The following is a 16,546-nucleotide window of genomic DNA, read 5'->3' on the forward strand; positions in this document are numbered from 1 at the left end:
TCGGGGAATATGCATCTCAGGGTCGAGAATACTTTCCGGCCTCTCGGTTACAGTTTCCCCATGGCTCGCAGCAACCAATGGGACTCCTTGAGTTCGCAGGCCCGGGAATCGCTCCGCATGAACATCCTGGGCGGCGAGTGGGCGCCCGGCGCGAAGTTGCAGGTGGCCCAGCTCTCGAAGCGCTACGACACCAGCAGCACGGTGATGCGCGAGGCCCTGACCAGGCTCGCCGGCGAGCAGCTCGTGACCTTCATCCCCAACCGTGGTTTCTTCGTCGCCGAGTTGAGTCTCGACGAGTTGCGGGACCTCACCGAGTTCCGTTGCCGCATCGAGGGTTTCGGGGTCGCTCTGGCGATCGAGCGGGGTGACCTGACCTGGGAGTCGGAGCTGATCGCCGCTCACCACACGCTTGAACGCACGCCACGGCGGCGCACCGACGATCCGCACCGGATCAGTCACGAATGGCTCTCGGCCCACCAGGCCTTCCACGCCAAGATCCTCGAGCCCTGCCGCGTCGCCACCCTCCAGGACCTGGCCGCCACGCTGGCCGACGCCACCGTCCTGTACCGACAGTGGACCGCCCCTACACAGGCAGCCGAGTCCCGTGACATCGAGGCGGAGCACCGGGGCATCCTCGAGGCGGTCCTGGCCCGCGACACCGACGCCGCGCAGCAGCGACTGCGCGAGCACTACAGCCGCACGACCGACGTCATCGAGAGTTCCCTCGGCCAGTCGGCCGAGACCGGCGAGCGCTGACACCACCCAGGCGCACCGGCCTCAGACGCCGCGCGACACGCCACCGTCGACGCGGATGTTCTGCCCCGTGACGTAACTGGCGTCGTCACTGGCGAGGAAGCGTACGACTCGTGCGACCTCCTCGGTGGCCGCCGCCCTGCGCAGGGGGATGCGCTGGGTCCACTCCGGGGAGACGGCTGCCGGGTCGGCCACGGTCCACCCGGGCAGGACGTTGTTCATCCGCACCCCGGCCGGTCCGTACTCGTCGCTGTAGAGCTTCACGAAGGAGGCCAGCCCCGACCGGAAGGTCGCCGAGACGGGGTAGCGCGGGTTGGGCTCGAACGGTGAACTGGTGGAGATGTTGACGATGCTGCCGCCACCGTTCTCCACGAGGTGCGGTGTCACCACCCGAGCCATCCGGACGACGTTGAGCAGGTAGCCCTCGAGGCCGTCCTGCCAGTCCTCGTCAGTCAGGTCCAGGACAGGGCCCGTGGCGCCGTGCCCGGAGTTGTTGACGACCACGTCGACTCCCCCGTACGTCCTGAGCGCCAGGTCCACGAGGGAAGCCAGGTCGTCCTGCGACCGGTTCGACCCGTCGAGGCCGACTCCGCCGAGGGACTCTGCCAGCTCGCGACCCCTGCCCGACGGCGACATCACGACCAGTTCGTGGCCGGCCTCGTGCAGGACACGTACGACAGCGGCACCGATCCCGGACCCGCCGCCGACGACGACGGCAACCTTCTTCTTCACGGTTCTTCCTTCGCTCAGTGGGTGGATTGGGGGACGCCTTTCGCCGCTGTGACCTCACTTGTGACCTCACTGAGCCGACGGTTGACGAGTGCTTCGATGGCCGAGGCGGAGAGGGCGGCGTACTCCTCGAAGTCGATGTCGTCGCCGGCCCCGGCAGCAATGTAGAAACCGTTGGTCAGGGCGCGTCCCAGGACGACCATCTTCCGGCCGAAGTCCGGTTCCACGGCGAGCACCTCGGCCGGGATCTGCGGCTCGACGCGTTGGACCATGAGCTCGAACATCTGCCGGCGCACCTCGAGGTAGCGCTCCCGGGCCAGGTTGCCCTCAAGTCGCCGGTCGAGCGCGAACATCAGCGCCAGGGTCCAGAACGCCTCGGGTTCGTTGCCGACGTCACTGGAGCCACCGGCCGAGCCGGCGATGCTGCGGCGCAGCAGGTCCCGGTTGGTGGGTCCGGTGTGGTCGGCCTGCCAGGTCACGAAGCAGTAGTCGATCAGCCGGGCGAAGAGTTGTTCCTTGTTCTCGAAGTGCCAGTACACCGAGCCCACTGGAAGCCCTGCCTGCTTGGCGACCTCAGCCATGGCAGTCCCGTCGTACCCCTTGCGTACGGCGATGCTGAGCGCCGCCTCCAGGATGGCGCGCTCGTTCTCCGGCGTGGTCCGTTGCCTGCGTCGTGGTGTCATCGTTTCCTCCCTACCGCGGCGCACGGTACCCAAGGGTGCCGGCGCTTCCCGTCCATGACTCGCCTCACGGCTCCTCCACCTTCAACCGACGCGCATCCTGCGGGGCGGCCGCATCGCCGAGGACGCGCAGGAACCGCGGCGCCGCCGGATCCCACACCGGCACCGGTGAGGAGGACCCGTGCACGAGTCCGAGCAGCGCCGCCTGCAGAGGCTGCCGGGTCTGGTCGAAGGTGTCGTCCTCGATCCCGGACAGCATCGGCGCGTCGTGCCACGACGCTCGCTCACCGAAGAGGAACGGCAGCGGAAAGCAGTGAGGCACGAGTGCACGCGGCAGCGGGCTGGGCAGGTCGAGGCGGAGCACGCGCACGCTCGCCCCTGCCTCGGTCGTGGCGCTGTCGGCGAGGTCATGGGCGAGCGACGCGAACTGCCACCAGGTGAGCAGTGCGACCGCCGCCTCGTAGCCGGTCCTGCCGGCCAGGGCGTCGCGCACCTGCTCCGTGTCGGCGAAGTGCGTGGCCACGAAGTTGTCGACCCACGAGGAGGTGAAGGTGCTTTCGGGGAGGTGGCGCAGGAAGGCCGAGGCCTCGGAGCGGGTGGTCACCAGCAGCAGCTCCGAGGTGTGCAGATGGGCCCCGCTCTCCCCCGGCTCCCCCAACCAGGCGGGGAGCGCCGAGTCCTGGGCCGGCGCGAAGGGAAAGCCTCGGCCGCTGTAGGTGGCCGACACCTGCCGCTGGGCCGCGAGCACGGCGTCGTACGACGGCCTCTCGGCACCCTCCTGGTGGGCCTCGAGTGCGGCCGCGAGCGAGGTGCGTCGCGCTGCGTCGTCGGTGGCGCTCAGCGGGGCCATCCGCGGCATGCTGACGAGCAGCGTCCGGGCGAACCATCCCCGGGTGGTCTCCGAGGTGCTCAAGGCGTGCGCGAACCAGGCACCGGCAGAGTCGCCGCCGACGCTCACGTCATCGGGGTCTCCCCCAAACGATGCGATGTGCGCGCGGACCCATCGCGCGGCGGCCAGGAGGTCCTGCCAGGCAAGACCACCCGGCGTACGTACGTTGTCGCTCTCGCCTCCCAGCAGCCCGGACGCAGCCCCGAGCCGGTAGTTGGCGGTGACCAGGAGGAACCGACCCCGGCGCACCAGCTGCGCCGCGTCGTACCACCTGACCTCGCCGCTGCCCGTCGTGAAGCCTCCGCCGTGCACGAAGAAGAGCACCGGCAAGGCGTCACCGGGGGCGACGTCGGACGGCCCTTGGATGCGCAGGGTGAAACTGTCCGGTGACTGCGGCAGATCACCCAGAGCCGGTCCGAGCAGGGGGTCCAGCAGCCCCGGCGCCTGGGGGAAGACGCTGGGCTCCGACTGCGCGACCTCGGGCGCGACGCAGAGAGCGTGCGGCCCCGCGGTCGGGTCGGGCGAGCCGTACCGGACCCCATAGGCGTCCCACACGCCGTCGCGCACCGGCGCGACCACCTGGCCGGCCGGCAAAGCGAACACCCTGGACACCACGCCGGCTCAGTCCAGGAACTCGTGCTCGTCGGGATCGATCCGCTCGGTGATCTCCCAGTACTCGGCGTTCGTGAAGGGCCACACCTGGGAGACCCGACCGTCCTTGTTCTGGTACCAGGTGCGGACGTACGGCTGACCCCAGGCCATCTGACGGTTCTCCGCGTCGACCCAGGCGAGGAACTCGTCGAGGGCCTCCGGCGTGACGTCGATGGCCTTGACCTCGCGGGTCAGCACCTCGCGCACCGCCTTGAGGCTGTACTCGACGGCCCGCTCGATCATGAAGTGCAGGCTGCCGGCGACCACTCCCCCGACGTTGGGCCCGTAGAGCATGAAGAAGTTCGGGAAACCGGGGACGGTCACGCCGTTGTGCGCGCGAGCGTCACCCTTCCAGTACTCGTGGACGGTGATCCCGTCGCGGCCGACGACCTCGACGCCGTCGAGGTAGTCGGACGGCTTGAAGCCGGTGGCCCACACGATCAGGTCCACCTCGTGGTGGGTGCCGTCCTCGGTGAGGATGCCGGTCTCGGTGAGCGCCGCGATCGGTGAGGTCGAGACGGCGGTGTGCTCGGCCCGTAGCGCCTCGGCCCAGACCCCGTTGTCGCGCAGCATCCGCTTGGCGCCCGGCGGATAGTGGGGCACCGCGATCTTGAAGAGATCCTCGCGGCCCTCGAACTGCTCGCGCAGTCGTCCGATGAGTTCCTCGCGCACCTTCTGGTTGGTGGGCGACACACTCAGCGGGGCCCCCTCCCATCCCTCTTCGGCGCGCACCGTGTGGAAGCGGCCGGGCGTACCGAGCACCATCGTCCACAGTCGGAACCACTGCCCGAAGTGCGGGACCTTGCGCACCAGCCAGGCGAAGGCCTCCGACATCGAGTCGTGGTAGGCCGGTGCCGGCAGCATCCACGGGGCGCTGCGCTGGAAGACGGTGAGGCTGGCGACGTCGCGGTGCATCGCCGGGACGATCTGGTACGCGCTCGCACCAGTGCCGACGACGGCGACGCGCTTGCCGCTCCAGTCGTAGGAGGGGTCCCACTCCTGGGAGTGCATCGTGACGCCACGGAACGTCTCGGCGCCAGGGACGTCGGGGATGTTCGGAAGGTCGAGCTGGCCGACGCCGCTGACCACTGCGTTGAAGCGCCGGGTCCGCTCGCCGTCCGCCGTGCGGGTCACCGTGACCCAGACGCCGTCCTCCTCGTCCCACCGGGCACTGAGGAGGCGGGTGCCGAACTCGATGTCGTCGAGGATCCCGGCGCGCTGGGCGACGTCGACCAGGTACTCCTCGATCTCGGCGCCCTGGGCGAACTGGTGCGGCCAGTCGGCGCGCTGGGCGAACGAGTAGGAGTAGGCGAAGGTGGGGGTGTCGAGGCGGACGCCCGGGTAGCGGTTCTTGGCCCAGGTGCCGGCCATCCGGTCGGCAGACTCGATCTGGGTGAACGGCACGCCCGCCTGCCGGTAGCGGTGCGCGGCGGCGACTCCGGCCACCCCGGAGCCGACGATGAGGACCTCGAAGGGACGCTCACCCGCGACGTCGGCGAACGACCAGTCGGGGGCGCCGTTCTTGTCCGGGGCCAGGTCGAGTTCGTGCTTGAGGGAGTCGTACCACTTCGTCGTGCCCCGGGTCAGATAGCCGAGCAGGTGCTCGACCTCGTCGCTGGGCAGGGTGTCGACGCTGGTGATCGCCTCGTCGCGCAGGCGGCGCAACGCCTCGAAGGCGACCTCGCGGGCACGTTCCTGGGTCTCGGGGCTCATCCCGCCGTGCGGGTGACCGACCGTGTCGACCGGGGTGAGCTCGGGACGCAGGTCCTCGCGCAGCAGGGCCGGGTTGCGGGTGGCAGCGGCCAGCGCAGCCAGCAGCGGCGGCAGCTCGGCGTTGGCCACCACGTCGCGCAAGAAGTGGTCAGACTCGGTGATCGACTCGTGCTCGGTGCGCCAGTGCAGGTCGTCCCTCTTCGGGTCGTGGCGAGGCGTGGAAGTCATCGGTTCTCCAGGGTGTGGGCGAGGTCGACGTACGGGCGCAGGCCCTTGATCGCGACGTCCTCGCTCTCGGGGGTGAAGACTGCAGCGACGTAGCGGTCGGGACGTACGACGAGCACGTGCGGCCGCTCAAGGCGCACGGCCGGGTCGGCCAGGGCTCCGGTGAGGGCGCCGGTGAGGTCGACCAGTTGGTCCGGGCTGGTCGCCCGGGCTGTGGCCGGCACGAGGCGACGTACGGTCGCGGAGGCCCAGAACGGGGCGAGGCTCAACTCGTCGTCGGCGCCGAGCACGACCAGGGACCAACCGTTTCCGAGGTGGTCGTCGAGCAGCGAGCGTCCTCCGTCGGGGGCCTCCGCAAAGGGCTGGCTCAGCGGCGCGCCCACCATCGCACGCAACTCAGGAGCGACCTCGGCAGTCGGCTCCACCACCGCTCCGTCGACGTGACGGGGCGGGGTGATGAAGCGCATCCCGGAGAGGTAGGCGTACACCGGCGGGAGCAGCCGAGCCGCCCGGAAGAGTACGTCGCGTGCCACCGCGGCGACACCCCGCGCCATCACCACCGAGCCGGTCAGGTGTGAGACCCGAATCATCTTCTTGGCGTGCGTACGACGCTCCGACTCGTACGTGTCCAACAACCGGTCGGTGCCCACACCGTCGAGCACGGCCTGCAGTTTCCAGACGATGTTGGCGGCGTCGCGGAGACCGGCGTTCAGGCCCTGTCCGGAGAACGGCGGCATCAGGTGCGCCGCGTCGCCGACCAGGAAGCAGCGACCGACGCGGTACGTGCTCGCCAGGCGTCGGTGCGCCACGTAGACGACCGCGCGACGGATGTCCTCGCTGCGTGCCTCGGGATGGAACGGCAGCACCATCTCCCGGATCCGTTCAGGACGCACCATCTCGTCGGCGTCGTCCTCGGGCAGCATCATGTACTCGAGGCGCAGCCGGCCGTCGAGGCCCGGCACGAGGACCAGCGGACGGTCGCCGTTGCCGTGGAACTCCGCGAACGGCTCGCGCTCGCCGGGGACGTCGAGGAGGTCGATGACCACCCAGCGCTCTTCCTGGGTGGAGCCCTCGAGCTCGACACCGAGCTCCTCGCGGGCGAAGCTGCGCCCTCCGTCGGCGGCCAGCAGCCAGGCGCCGCGCAGTTGGAACGTCTCGGAGCCGTCCTCCGGCGCCACTGTGACGCCTGCCCCGGACGCGTCCTGGGCGATGGCGGTGACCCGGTGCGCCGACAGCATCTGGATCATGGGGTGCTCGACGGCGCGGTCCCAGAGCAGTTGCTCCAGCACGGGCTGGTCGAACTGTGACTTGGCCGGGTGACCACTGCGCGAAGGAGCCGGCTTCGACTCCGCCAGCAGGCGTCCCTTCAGGCCGAAGTAGCGCGCCCCGGTGTCCAGGTACGTCTGTGCCTTGAGGGCTTCGTCCAGGCCCAGACCCTGCAGGATCCGGAAGGACTCGTCGGCGAGGCTGATGGCACGAGGCAGGTCACTGGGCGCCGACAGCGGGTCGACGAGCGCCACGCGGGTGTCCTTCTCGGCCAAGAGCAGGGCGGCGGTGAGACCCACCGGCCCCGCCCCGACCACGATGACGTCAACATCCTGGTGCACTGAGGATTCCTGCCTTCACTGCTGGGGGGGGGGACGGATCAGAGCGCGGACACGGTGGTGGCACCGGTCTTGTTGGTCTTCGCGATCTGGACCTGCTCGTAGACCTGCGCGCGGAGCTCGGTGAAGCGCGGCATGGAGCGGGTCACCAGTTGGTCGCGCTCGGCCGGCAGGTCGATGACGAGGTCGTGCTGGACCACGGTCGGCGAGCTCGACAGCACGAGCACCCGCTCGCCGAGGTAGACGGACTCGTCGATGTCGTGGGTGACGAAGAGGATCGTCATGTCGTGCTCCTTCCAGACCTTGCGCACGAGGTCCTCGAGCTCCGCACGGGTCTGGGCGTCGACGGCTGCGAAGGGCTCATCCATCAGCAGGACGCTGGGGTGGATCGCCACCGCGCGCGCGATGGCGACACGCTGCTGCATACCTCCGGAGAGCTGCCACGGGTAGCTCTTGCGGGCCTGCTCCAGCCCGACCGAGGCCAGCGCCTCGTCGACGCGGGCCCGACGCTCAGCCCGGGAGAGCTTGGCGACCTTCAGGGGCAGCTCGATGTTGCCCTCCACGGTCATCCACGGGTAGAGGCTGCGGCCGTACTCCTGGAAGACGACCGCCATGCCCTTGGCCGGGCCGTTGACCTGCTGGCCGTCGAGGACGACGCTGCCGGACGTGGGCTCCATCAGCCCTGCGATGCACTTGAGCAGGGTCGTCTTGCCACTGCCGGAGGGACCGACCAGGCAGGCGAACTCTCCCTGGTGGAGGTCGAGGGTCAGGGACCGTACGGCCTCGAAGCTCTCGCCGTCTCGCTGGTAGACCTTCTGGACCTGGTCGACGCTCAGGCGTACGTCCTGGCGTACGTCCTGGCGTCCACTCACCTGGGGCTCGGTCACTCGGTTCTCGGTCACTCTGTTCTCGGTCATTTGGCACTCTCCTTCAAGCCCACGTACCAACCGAGGACGCGGCTCTGGACGATTTGGAACAGCACCGACATCGCGACACCGATGAGGCCGAGCAGGACGATGCCGCTCCACATCTCGGGGATGGCGATCCGGTTCTGGAAGTTGATGGTGGCGTAGCCGATTCCGTCGGTGGAGGCGAACATCTCCGAGGTCACCATGAGGACGAGACCGACCGCGAGGCTCTGTCGGATACCCGCGAAGATCTGCGGCGCGGCCGCCGGCAGGACCAGGTAGCGCAGCCGGACCAGACCCGAGAGCCCGTACACCCGGCCGGTGTCCACCTGGACGCCGTCGATGGAGGCGACGCCCTTGACGGTGTTGAGCAGCACCGGCCAGATGCAACCCAGGACGATGAGCGTCACCTTCATCGTGTCGTTGATGCCGATGACGAGCAGCAGCACCGGGATGATGATGGTGGAGGGCACCGCGCGGACGAACTCGAGCATCGGGCTCAGGAGCGACCGCACCCACTCCACGGAGCCGATCAGCACTCCGAGGCTGATGCCCAGCGCGATGGAGATGGCGAGGGCAGCGAAGAGCCGGGCGACGCTGGGGACGACGTCGTTGCGGAAGCCCTCTCCCAACCACACCTCGACGAAGGCGTCGACGAGCGGCCCGGGCTGGGGGACGAAGAAGTTGGCGCCGTCGCGGGTGGTGAACCACCACAGCGCGATCAACAGGACCGGGAGCACCACGAAGTGGAGCAGACTCTTGAGAGCGTTCATCACGACTTTCCTCCACGCACGGACTCGTGCCAGAACAGCGACTTGCGCTCGATCACGGTCATCACACCGTTGACGGCCATGCCCAGGACGCCACTGGCGAGGATGAGGGAGTACATCTGGACGTTGGCGTCGTTGATCTGGGCGAGGGCGACCTTCTGACCCAGGCCGGGGGTCCCGACGATCAGTTCGACACCGACCGCCAGGATCAGCGCGACCACGGCGGCCAGCCGTACGCCGGTCATCAGGTAGGGCAGCAGTGTGGGGAAGACAAGGTGCCGGACCCGCTGCAGGAAGTTCATCTGCATCACCAGCGCCGTGTCCCGGGCGACGTTGTCGACGTCGGCGACGCCGTAGAGCACCTGCACGAGGACGAGCCAGAAGCAGGCGTAGACGATGATCAACAACTCTGCCTGCAGCTCGGGGCCGTAAAGCAGCGCCGCGACGGGGATCAGGGCGACTGCTGGGATGGGCCGCAGGAATTCGATCGTCGAGTGCGTGGCCCGGCGCAGGAAGTCGCTGGAGCCGATCACGACGCCGACGACCACCGCAGAGGCCACCGCGACCGTGAGACCGATCGCCCAGGCCCGCATGGTCTGAGCGATGGCCACCCAGAAATCGGTGTAGGTGAAGTTGGTGAAGAACTGCGGCAGCACCAAGGACGGCGGCGGCAGGTAATGGGGGTCAACCGGGCCGAGACGGGAGAAGAGCTCCCACGTGAGGAGGAACCCGAGGATGCCCAACGCGCCCAGGACCACGGGGCCCTTGGCTCGTGTCGCGATGCGCGGGCGCGCGATCCGCGGCTGGACCTGCGCGAGGGCGAGGTCATGCTGCGAGACGCTCATGAGAGCACCTTTCGGCGAGAGGGAAGGCTGCAAGGGAAGAGTTCGACAAACGGCGGAACTGGTGGAACGGGTGAAGCGGTGAAGCGGTGGAACGGGTGAGATGGTGCGCTCCGGCCGCGCCCGGGGGGATCGGCGCGGCCGGAGACGATCACTTGGTCCAGACGATCTCTGCGAGGTCCGGCTGGGAGTCGATGACGCCGTACTTGGTCATCAGGGTGGTGAACTTCTCGAGTGCCTCGACGTCGAGTTCCGCGTCCCACGCGATGAAGTCAGTCTTGGCAGCAACCTTGGGGTCGGTGCCGATGACCTCCGGCAGCAGGTCGCGCACCTCGTCCTGGTGCGTCTCCGCGTAGTCGAGGGTCTCGTCGAGCGCGTCGACAAAGTCCTCGACGAGGGCCTCGTCCTCGTCGACGAGCTTGCTGCCGGCGACCATCACCAGCTCGGACCCGCCGAGACCGGCCTCCTGGATGAAGTCGCTGGCGATCGATCCGCCCGCACCCTGGATCTGCTGCATGAAGGGCGGGCCCGCCATGCCGGCGTCGATCTGGCCGCTGCCGAGCTGGGCGCCGACCTGGTCGAAACCGAGCTGGATGAAGGTGACCTTCTCCGGGTCTCCACCGTCGAGCGCGACGGCCTCCTTGATACCGATCTCGCCGATGCTGCCGACTGCGTTGATGGCGACCTTCTTGCCCTCGAGGTCCTTGGCGGACTTGATCGGGGAGTCCTTGCCGACCATGACTGCGACGGAGTCGGTCAGGATCTCGGGACGGTTCTCGCCGTAGCCCGAGACGATGCGGAGGTCGAGGCCCTTGCTGTTCGCCACCAGCGGCGTGGTGGGGCTGGCCAGGACGAAGTCCAGGCTGCCGGTGTTCACGGCCGGGAGCTGGGCGGCGCTGGACTGGCCCAGCACGAGCTCCAGGTCGATCCCCCGCTCCTCGAAGTAGCCCTTGTCGATGCCCAGCTGGAAGGCCCCCACGGTGGACGACGGGAAGAGACCGACCTTCACCTTGCGCAGGTCACCGTCGGCGGACGAGGAGTTCTTGCCGCCGTCGACGGATCCTTCGGAGCAGCCGACCAGCGAGAGCGCAAGAGCACAGCTGGCGATTCCGACCAAGGTCTTCTTCATGGGGTTCCTTCTTCCGGGCGGGGAGCCCGGACGGGCTCCTCTGTGATCCAAGTAACAGCGACACTACGAGTGTGTAATGCAATCGTCAAGACATATTGCATTATTTGGTGTATTTCGTACTCGATGCTTCAGAAACTCGGGCTGCAGCGAAGACCTGTCCCAGCACGCCGTCCAACTCCTGGGCCAGGCATTCGGCCGCGATGACGTGGTCGGGCCGCACGACGACGGCCGAGAAGGGGCGTCCGTGGAACCACGTCTTCAGGACGCCGACCGGGTCACCGACCACCACCACGTCCTCGTCGACCTCTGCCGTGGCCCACTCCGCCTGCACCGACGGGACCACCCGGACGAGGCGGCCACCGAGACGTTCGAGCGTCTCCCGGGTCTCCTTGGACACGAGGCGGCTCGGGTCGTTGTTCCACACGACCACCCGCCAGCCAGCACCGGTGACGTCGTCCAGGAGCGCCTCTCCCCCGCTCGGAGCAGTGACACGTGGCTGCGGGAAGAGTGTGCCCACTCCGGGCTTGTATCCCTCAGGCACCGGCACCGACTTCGAGGACGGGATGACGACCGGCACGATCGCGCCCCGCTCGTAGCGCGGCATCGGCTTGAACCCCTGGGCCGAGACGTACGCCTTCAGCTTGGGCAGTCGGTCGACGACCGCAGCAGCGGCGTCACGTGCCGCCGAGCGCAACTTGCTGCGGTTGGTGACGACGTTGGCCATGTTGACCGAGAGCTCCACCATCGCGCGGACGTGGTCGCGTCGCTCCTCGGCGTACGTGTCGAGCAACGAGTCGTCGGCGTCGCCGCGCACGACCGCGGTCAGCTTCCACCCGAGGTTGACCGCGTCCCGGATGCAGGAGTTCCAGCCCTGCCCGGCCACGACGGGCATCACGTGAGCGGCGTCGCCGGCCAGGAGCACACGGCCCTCGCGGAACCTCTCGGCCAGACGGGCGTGGTGCATGTAGACGCGGCGACGGATGATGTTGAGCCCCGCCGGGTCGGGCACGTGGTCGGCGAGCAGTCCGTGGACGAAGGCGTCGGACTCGACCAACTCGTCCCCCTCGTCCTCATGGAGCATGAACTCCCAGCGACGGATCCCGTGCGGGAGCGCCAAGGTGGCGTAGGCCCGCGACGGGTCACCCCCGAAGACTGCGTGGGGCGTACCCAGCGGGTCGTCCGCGACGTCGATGACGAGACCTCGCTGCTTGCGGGTCTCCCCCTCGAACGCGATGCCCAGGTGCATCCGGGCGAAGGATCGGCCACCCTCGGCGGCCACGACGTAGCGGGCAGTGATCGTCTCGGTGCCCTGGGCGGTCCGCACCGTGACGGTCGCCTCGTCGGCGGTCTGCACGAGGTCGACCGCCTCGGCTCCCATCCGTACCGTGACGCTGTCCCAGCGCGCGAGGCCGTCGAGGAGCACCCGGTCGACCAGGGGCTGGACGAAGCCGTTGCGCCGCGGCCACCCGAACTCGCGGGTGGTCGGGTTGATCTCGGCGATCACCTTCATGTCCTGGTTGACGATGCGTACGCGCTGGTCCGGCACCGTGTGCGGGAGCACCTTGTCGACCAGCCCGATGGACTGCATGACCCGCAGCGCCTCGTCGTCGATGCCGACGGCGCGGGGGTAGTCGATCAGGTCGTCCAACGCCTCCACGAGCAGGGTGCGCACCCCTTGTTGACCCAGCAGGTTGGCCAGGGTCAGCCCGGTCGGGCCGGCGCCGAGGATGAGGACGTCGGTGGTGTGGGGAGAGGTCACGAGGTGCTCCTGAAGGCTGCAAGGTGGGCGTTGGCCTGGGCACCGACCATCACGAGGTCGATGCCGAGTCCGACGTAGTCGACGAGGCCAGCGGCAGCGATGCCACGGGCGAACTCGGGGGTGCGGGCGTAGATGCCGACGCTGACACCGTGGGCCCGGGCGATCTCGGCGATCCGGACGTGCGCGTCGTGCACCGGACCGTCGGTCCAGTCGGGACGACCGGGCAGGCCGTACGAGACAGCGAGGTCGGCCGGTCCGATGTAGACCGAGTCGACGCCGGGGACCGAGAGGATCTCCTCGGCGTTCTCGACACCGCGCACGGTCTCGATCTGCACGACCGTCACCACGGCCGCATTGCCGGCCTCGGTGTAACTCTCACCGTCGTAGAGGGCCGGGCGGCTGGGGCCAAGGCTGCGGCCACCGAGCGGCGGGTACTTGGTGGCGGAGACCAGTGCGCGCGCCTGCTCCGCGGTCTCGATGGTCGGCGCGACGATGCCGCGCGCACCGGAGTCGAGCAGCCGACCGATGGCGCCGGTCTCCAGGCTGGCAGCCCGGGCCCAGAGCCACGGGTTGCCGCGCGGGACCGACCGCATGATGGTGCAGGCCGTCTCGAGTCCCAGCTCGCCGTGCTGGAGGTCGAGCACGAGGCCGTCGTACCCACTGTGCAGACCGCTCTCGGCGATCGCCACCGAGGGGGTGGCGACGTGCATCAGGGCGGGGACGCTCACTTCTGTCCCTCGGTCCTGTCACTCGGGGATCCGCTCACACGCTGGGCGTGGGCGGCGGCGTTGGCGCCCCCGAAGACCGCCACGACATCGCGGCTACGGATCTTCCAGACACCGTCGACCTCGACGAAGGTCTGGTGGAACTCTCCGACGCTGGCCGGGTGGGTCGGCTCGGGCAGGGTGCTACGGAAGGTCATGTAGTAGGTGACTCCCGTGAGGGCACCGTCCTCCCAGCGCAGGCTGGTGCCGCCGGTGAAGTGGCGAACCTCGCCGGCATCCTGGGTGACCCGACGGGCGCCCCAGGCCTTGAGGGCGTCACGACCGTCCATCACTCCCATCGGACCGTGGGACACGAACTCCTCGGCAACCAGGGTCCAGAGCTCGTCGGCCCGACCGTGGTCGAGGAGGAAGTTGTACTCGGCGAGGAGCTGGTCGATCGCGACGCGGGTCGCGGCGTCGACCGGGGTGGGGGTGGCAGAGCTGGCTGCAGTGGTGTCAGTGTTCTTCATGGGGTCTCAGGCCTTCGAGTCGAGGGTCGCGCGCACGCGTCCCAGTCCGGTGATGGTGGCGGTGCACTCGACGTCTGCCGGCCACGGTTCGATGTGGCCGATCGAGCCGGAGAGCAGGACTTCGCCTGCGCGCAGGGGCTGGCCCATGCGCAGGGCCGTCTCGGCGAGCCACTGCACCGCGTTGATCGGATTGCCGAGCACGTTGCTGCCGACGCCGCGGGTGATCTCGACCCCCTCGGCGGTGGTGATGACGAGTTCGACGCCGGCGAGGTCGACCGAGCCGTAGGCGTGCTTCTCCTCCCCCAGGACGATGCCGTCGCAGCCGGCGTTGTCGGCGATCGTGTCGACGATCTGGCCGACCGGGCCGTCGTAGCGGAAGTCGACGAGCTCGAACGCCGGGGTGACGTGGTCGATCGCGGCCTCGATGCTGGCCAGGTCGGTGTCGACGAGGTCCGCTCCCAGCACGAAGGCGATCTCGGCCTCGATGCGGAGGAAGTTGTGCTGCGATGCCCCGCGCACCACGCCGGAGGGGTGGACCATGTCGTCGTGGATGATCCCGTAGTCGGGCTCGAAGACCCCGACCCGCTTCTGCACCATCGGGTTGGTCAGGCCGACCTTGCGACCCACCCTGCGCACCCCGAGGTCCGCCTCGCGGCGCTGGGCCACGAGCTCGGAGATCCGGTAGGCGGCGTCCAGGTCGTGCTCCGGCAGCGAGGGACTGACGTACGCCGTGGTGGTGACGTCACGGCGGGCCCGGTACAGGCGTTCGACGATCTCTTCGACGGTCTCTGTCATCGCCGTCCACCCTTGCGAGCGAGGAAGTCGAGGGCCGCTGCGTTGAAGAGCTCCGGGCTCTCCCACTGGGGCCAGTGGGCTGCGTTCTCGACCATCAGGAACTCGCCGTCCGGGATCAGCGAGGCGAGGTGTTCGCCCACCTCGGGTCCGCCGCTAGGCTCGTGGTCGGTCCAGACGAGGAGTGCCGGAACCGGGATCGCCGCGTAGTCCTCGTCGGTGACGCGGTTGCGCCAGCGGGTCTCCGGTTGGCGAAGCACGCCGATGTGACCCATCGAGGCACCGAAGCCGTCGCGGGAGTAGACCGCCTGGCGGACCTTGACCAGCTCGTCGGTGATCTTCTCCGGGTCGTGGATGACCACCTGGAGACGCTTGCGCACGTTCTCGTACGTCGGCTCGGCGACCGCCTGCTTGCTGACCGACTGGGCGCGGTCGACGCGTTCGGCGTCGGTGACGCGGCCACCGGGGGCACTCAGCACGACGGTCTTCACGCGCTCGGGGTGGTGGGCGGCGAACTTGATCGCGATCCACCCACCGAGGGACTCCCCGCACAGGTGGGCCCGGTCGAGCCCGAGGACATCGAGCAGGCCGAGGAGGTGCTCCTCGTACTCGGGGATCTCGAGGTCGTGGTCGGTGAGGCTGGTGTATCCGTGTCCGGGGTAGTCGTAGCCGATCACCCGGTAGCGGGAGGCGAGCGCGCGGATGTTGTGCGTGAACGCCTCGATGTGACCGGTGGTCCCGTTGAGCAGGACGACGGTCTCGCGCTCCTCCGACTCCACCGATTCTCCCTGCGGCCCGGCCCCGTCCAGGGCGTCGACGGTCAGGACGCGGGTGCGCCACTGACCGACCTGGACGTACTCAAGCCGGTGCGGGAGGTCAGCGACGGCAGGCCAGAAGGTGCCGAGGTCACTCATCGGTTGCCCTTCCCGATCGCTGCCTGGATGCCGAAGCCGGCACCCCAGGTCTCGACGGGCCAGTAGTGGTCGACGCTCATCTCGTACTCGCCTGCGGTGGCCAGCGCTGCGTACGCCGCGATCCAAGTCCGCATCTCGTGGGCGGCGCTGCCACCCTCGGCGAGGAACCAGTCGTTGGCCCAGGCGTCGACGGCCGTGAGGTCGCCGGAGCGGAAGACGTCGAGCACGAGCTCGTCCCACTCCTCGTTCAGCGGGTCGCTGGGAGCCTTGCCGTCGGCGATGGCCTGGATGCCGCGGACGATGGCCTGCTCACGGGCGGCGCGCTCCTCGCGGGTGGGCGCGTAGGAGATCAGGCGCTCGTGCAGGGTACCGGGGGCGCCGTCCCATCGCGGGATCGGCGGGCTGTGCGAGATGCCACCGGACGCGAAGAGCAGCACTCGCTTGTCGAGCTCCGAAGCGGCGCGGCCGAAGGCCTCGCCCATCTCGCGCACGCGGCTCATCGGCGTCAGCGGGAACCCGACGGAATTGACGAAGACCGGAATGATCGGACGGGTCAGTGGCTGGCCCCAGATGAACTCGACGGGCTGGAGGACGCCGTGGTCGATGACCATCTTCTCCGAGCGGCCGATCTCGATGCCCTGCTCCAGCACGGCGGCGTGCAGGGCCCGTGCGGTCTCGGAGTCCACCGGTACCGGGCCGGCCGTGGTGCCGTAGTCACCGACCCCCTCAGCCTGGGCTCCGACCACCCACGGGGTGATCAGGGAGTAGAGCTGACCGTTGAAGTGGTCGGGTCCGAAGACCACGACGACCTCCGGGTCGAACTCGTTCACGAAGTCCTGGACCTCGACGATCGCGGAGTCGATCTCGGACTTGGTGCCACCTCCGGGGTCGACGTTTCCGAACGACGGGGCATGGGACATGGCGACTACGGCCAACGACATTGGGGGTCCTTTC

The 16,546-nt window shown here is 68.9% G+C and carries 16 protein-coding genes; 1 reads left to right on the top strand and 15 read right to left on the bottom strand.

The genetic code is table 11. The annotated features are described in order from the left end of the window. The first annotated feature begins 60 nt into the window (after positions 1-60). The gene (locus DNK52_RS03165) at positions 61-756 is read left to right on the top strand and encodes a GntR family transcriptional regulator (protein ID WP_162598576.1); all 696 of its coding nucleotides are present in this window, start codon (positions 61-63) and stop codon (positions 754-756) included. A gap of 21 nt (positions 757-777) precedes the next feature. On the opposite strand, the gene DNK52_RS03170 is transcribed toward DNK52_RS03165, so the two are convergent. The 15 genes from DNK52_RS03170 to DNK52_RS03240 all read right to left on the bottom strand — a co-directional run bounded on the left by DNK52_RS03170 (position 778) and on the right by DNK52_RS03240 (position 16,533). Continuing rightward, entirely contained in the window at positions 778-1,485 is a 708-nt protein-coding gene (locus tag DNK52_RS03170) for an SDR family oxidoreductase (protein ID WP_110239422.1), read from the bottom strand. 14 nt (positions 1,486-1,499) lie between these two features. After that, the gene (locus tag DNK52_RS03175; RefSeq protein WP_110239424.1) at positions 1,500-2,165 is read right to left on the bottom strand and encodes a TetR/AcrR family transcriptional regulator; all 666 of its coding nucleotides are present in this window, start codon (positions 2,163-2,165) and stop codon (positions 1,500-1,502) included. 64 nt (positions 2,166-2,229) lie between these two features. Continuing rightward, positions 2,230-3,654, bottom strand: a complete 1,425-nt coding sequence (locus tag DNK52_RS03180) for a carboxylesterase family protein (RefSeq protein WP_162598577.1) — start codon at positions 3,652-3,654, stop codon at positions 2,230-2,232. Positions 3,655-3,672: 18 nt separating this feature from the next. Continuing rightward, positions 3,673-5,643, bottom strand: a complete 1,971-nt coding sequence (locus DNK52_RS03185; RefSeq protein ID WP_110239428.1) for a flavin-containing monooxygenase — start codon at positions 5,641-5,643, stop codon at positions 3,673-3,675. Continuing rightward, positions 5,640-7,247: an FAD-dependent monooxygenase gene (locus tag DNK52_RS03190; RefSeq protein WP_110239430.1), complete on the bottom strand. Its 1,608-nt coding sequence runs from the start codon at positions 7,245-7,247 to the stop codon at positions 5,640-5,642. The genes DNK52_RS03185 and DNK52_RS03190 overlap by 4 nt, the downstream gene beginning before the upstream one ends. A 38-nt stretch (positions 7,248-7,285) precedes the next feature. Further along, positions 7,286-8,161, bottom strand: a complete 876-nt coding sequence (locus DNK52_RS03195) for an ABC transporter ATP-binding protein (RefSeq protein WP_110239432.1) — start codon at positions 8,159-8,161, stop codon at positions 7,286-7,288. Next, positions 8,158-8,925: an ABC transporter permease gene (locus DNK52_RS03200; RefSeq protein ID WP_110239434.1), complete on the bottom strand. Its 768-nt coding sequence runs from the start codon at positions 8,923-8,925 to the stop codon at positions 8,158-8,160. Before DNK52_RS03200 ends, DNK52_RS03195 begins: the two co-directional genes overlap by 4 nt. Further along, positions 8,925-9,767, bottom strand: a complete 843-nt coding sequence (locus tag DNK52_RS03205; RefSeq protein WP_110239436.1) for an ABC transporter permease — start codon at positions 9,765-9,767, stop codon at positions 8,925-8,927. Before DNK52_RS03205 ends, DNK52_RS03200 begins: the two co-directional genes overlap by 1 nt. Positions 9,768-9,915: 148 nt before the next feature. Beyond that, positions 9,916-10,893, bottom strand: coding sequence for an ABC transporter substrate-binding protein (locus DNK52_RS03210; RefSeq protein WP_110239437.1), 978 nt, complete (start codon positions 10,891-10,893; stop codon positions 9,916-9,918). A 100-nt stretch (positions 10,894-10,993) separates the two neighbouring features. After that, positions 10,994-12,652: a bifunctional 3-(3-hydroxy-phenyl)propionate/3-hydroxycinnamic acid hydroxylase gene (locus tag DNK52_RS03215; protein WP_110239439.1), complete on the bottom strand. Its 1,659-nt coding sequence runs from the start codon at positions 12,650-12,652 to the stop codon at positions 10,994-10,996. After that, positions 12,649-13,380, bottom strand: a complete 732-nt coding sequence (locus tag DNK52_RS03220; protein ID WP_204163344.1) for an HpcH/HpaI aldolase family protein — start codon at positions 13,378-13,380, stop codon at positions 12,649-12,651. Before DNK52_RS03220 ends, DNK52_RS03215 begins: the two co-directional genes overlap by 4 nt. Further along, complete coding sequence (locus tag DNK52_RS03225) at positions 13,377-13,886, bottom strand: nuclear transport factor 2 family protein (protein ID WP_110239441.1); 510 nt, start codon at positions 13,884-13,886, stop codon at positions 13,377-13,379. Before DNK52_RS03225 ends, DNK52_RS03220 begins: the two co-directional genes overlap by 4 nt. Positions 13,887-13,892: 6 nt before the next feature. Beyond that, positions 13,893-14,681, bottom strand: a complete 789-nt coding sequence (locus DNK52_RS03230; RefSeq protein ID WP_110239444.1) for a 2-keto-4-pentenoate hydratase — start codon at positions 14,679-14,681, stop codon at positions 13,893-13,895. Next, positions 14,678-15,592 (bottom strand): alpha/beta fold hydrolase, encoded by a 915-nt coding sequence (locus tag DNK52_RS03235; protein ID WP_110239446.1) that lies wholly within the window; start codon positions 15,590-15,592, stop codon positions 14,678-14,680. Before DNK52_RS03235 ends, DNK52_RS03230 begins: the two co-directional genes overlap by 4 nt. Next, positions 15,589-16,533: a 3-carboxyethylcatechol 2,3-dioxygenase gene (locus tag DNK52_RS03240; RefSeq protein ID WP_110239448.1), complete on the bottom strand. Its 945-nt coding sequence runs from the start codon at positions 16,531-16,533 to the stop codon at positions 15,589-15,591. Before DNK52_RS03240 ends, DNK52_RS03235 begins: the two co-directional genes overlap by 4 nt. Between the last annotated feature and the right edge of the window lie 13 nt (positions 16,534-16,546).

This window comes from Nocardioides gilvus (genome assembly GCF_003194605.1).
Taxonomy (GTDB): Bacteria; Actinomycetota; Actinomycetes; order Propionibacteriales; family Nocardioidaceae; genus Nocardioides; species Nocardioides gilvus.

What these genes read in the sequence shown, in the direction of transcription:
- DNK52_RS03205 (WP_110239436.1), bottom strand. Translation starts at nt 9,767, where the DNA reads ATGAGCGTCTCGCAGCATGACCTCGCCCTCGCGCAGGTCCAGCCGCGG.
- DNK52_RS03185 (WP_110239428.1), bottom strand. Translation starts at nt 5,643, where the DNA reads ATGACTTCCACGCCTCGCCACGACCCGAAGAGGGACGACCTGCACTGG.
- DNK52_RS03210 (WP_110239437.1), bottom strand. Translation starts at nt 10,893, where the DNA reads ATGAAGAAGACCTTGGTCGGAATCGCCAGCTGTGCTCTTGCGCTCTCG.
- DNK52_RS03230 (WP_110239444.1), bottom strand. Translation starts at nt 14,681, where the DNA reads ATGACAGAGACCGTCGAAGAGATCGTCGAACGCCTGTACCGGGCCCGC.
- DNK52_RS03165 (WP_162598576.1), top strand. Translation starts at nt 61, where the DNA reads ATGGCTCGCAGCAACCAATGGGACTCCTTGAGTTCGCAGGCCCGGGAA.
- DNK52_RS03200 (WP_110239434.1), bottom strand. Translation starts at nt 8,925, where the DNA reads ATGAACGCTCTCAAGAGTCTGCTCCACTTCGTGGTGCTCCCGGTCCTG.
- DNK52_RS03240 (WP_110239448.1), bottom strand. Translation starts at nt 16,533, where the DNA reads ATGTCGTTGGCCGTAGTCGCCATGTCCCATGCCCCGTCGTTCGGAAAC.
- DNK52_RS03195 (WP_110239432.1), bottom strand. Translation starts at nt 8,161, where the DNA reads ATGACCGAGAACAGAGTGACCGAGAACCGAGTGACCGAGCCCCAGGTG.
- DNK52_RS03235 (WP_110239446.1), bottom strand. Translation starts at nt 15,592, where the DNA reads ATGAGTGACCTCGGCACCTTCTGGCCTGCCGTCGCTGACCTCCCGCAC.
- DNK52_RS03225 (WP_110239441.1), bottom strand. Translation starts at nt 13,886, where the DNA reads ATGAAGAACACTGACACCACTGCAGCCAGCTCTGCCACCCCCACCCCG.
- DNK52_RS03175 (WP_110239424.1), bottom strand. Translation starts at nt 2,165, where the DNA reads ATGACACCACGACGCAGGCAACGGACCACGCCGGAGAACGAGCGCGCC.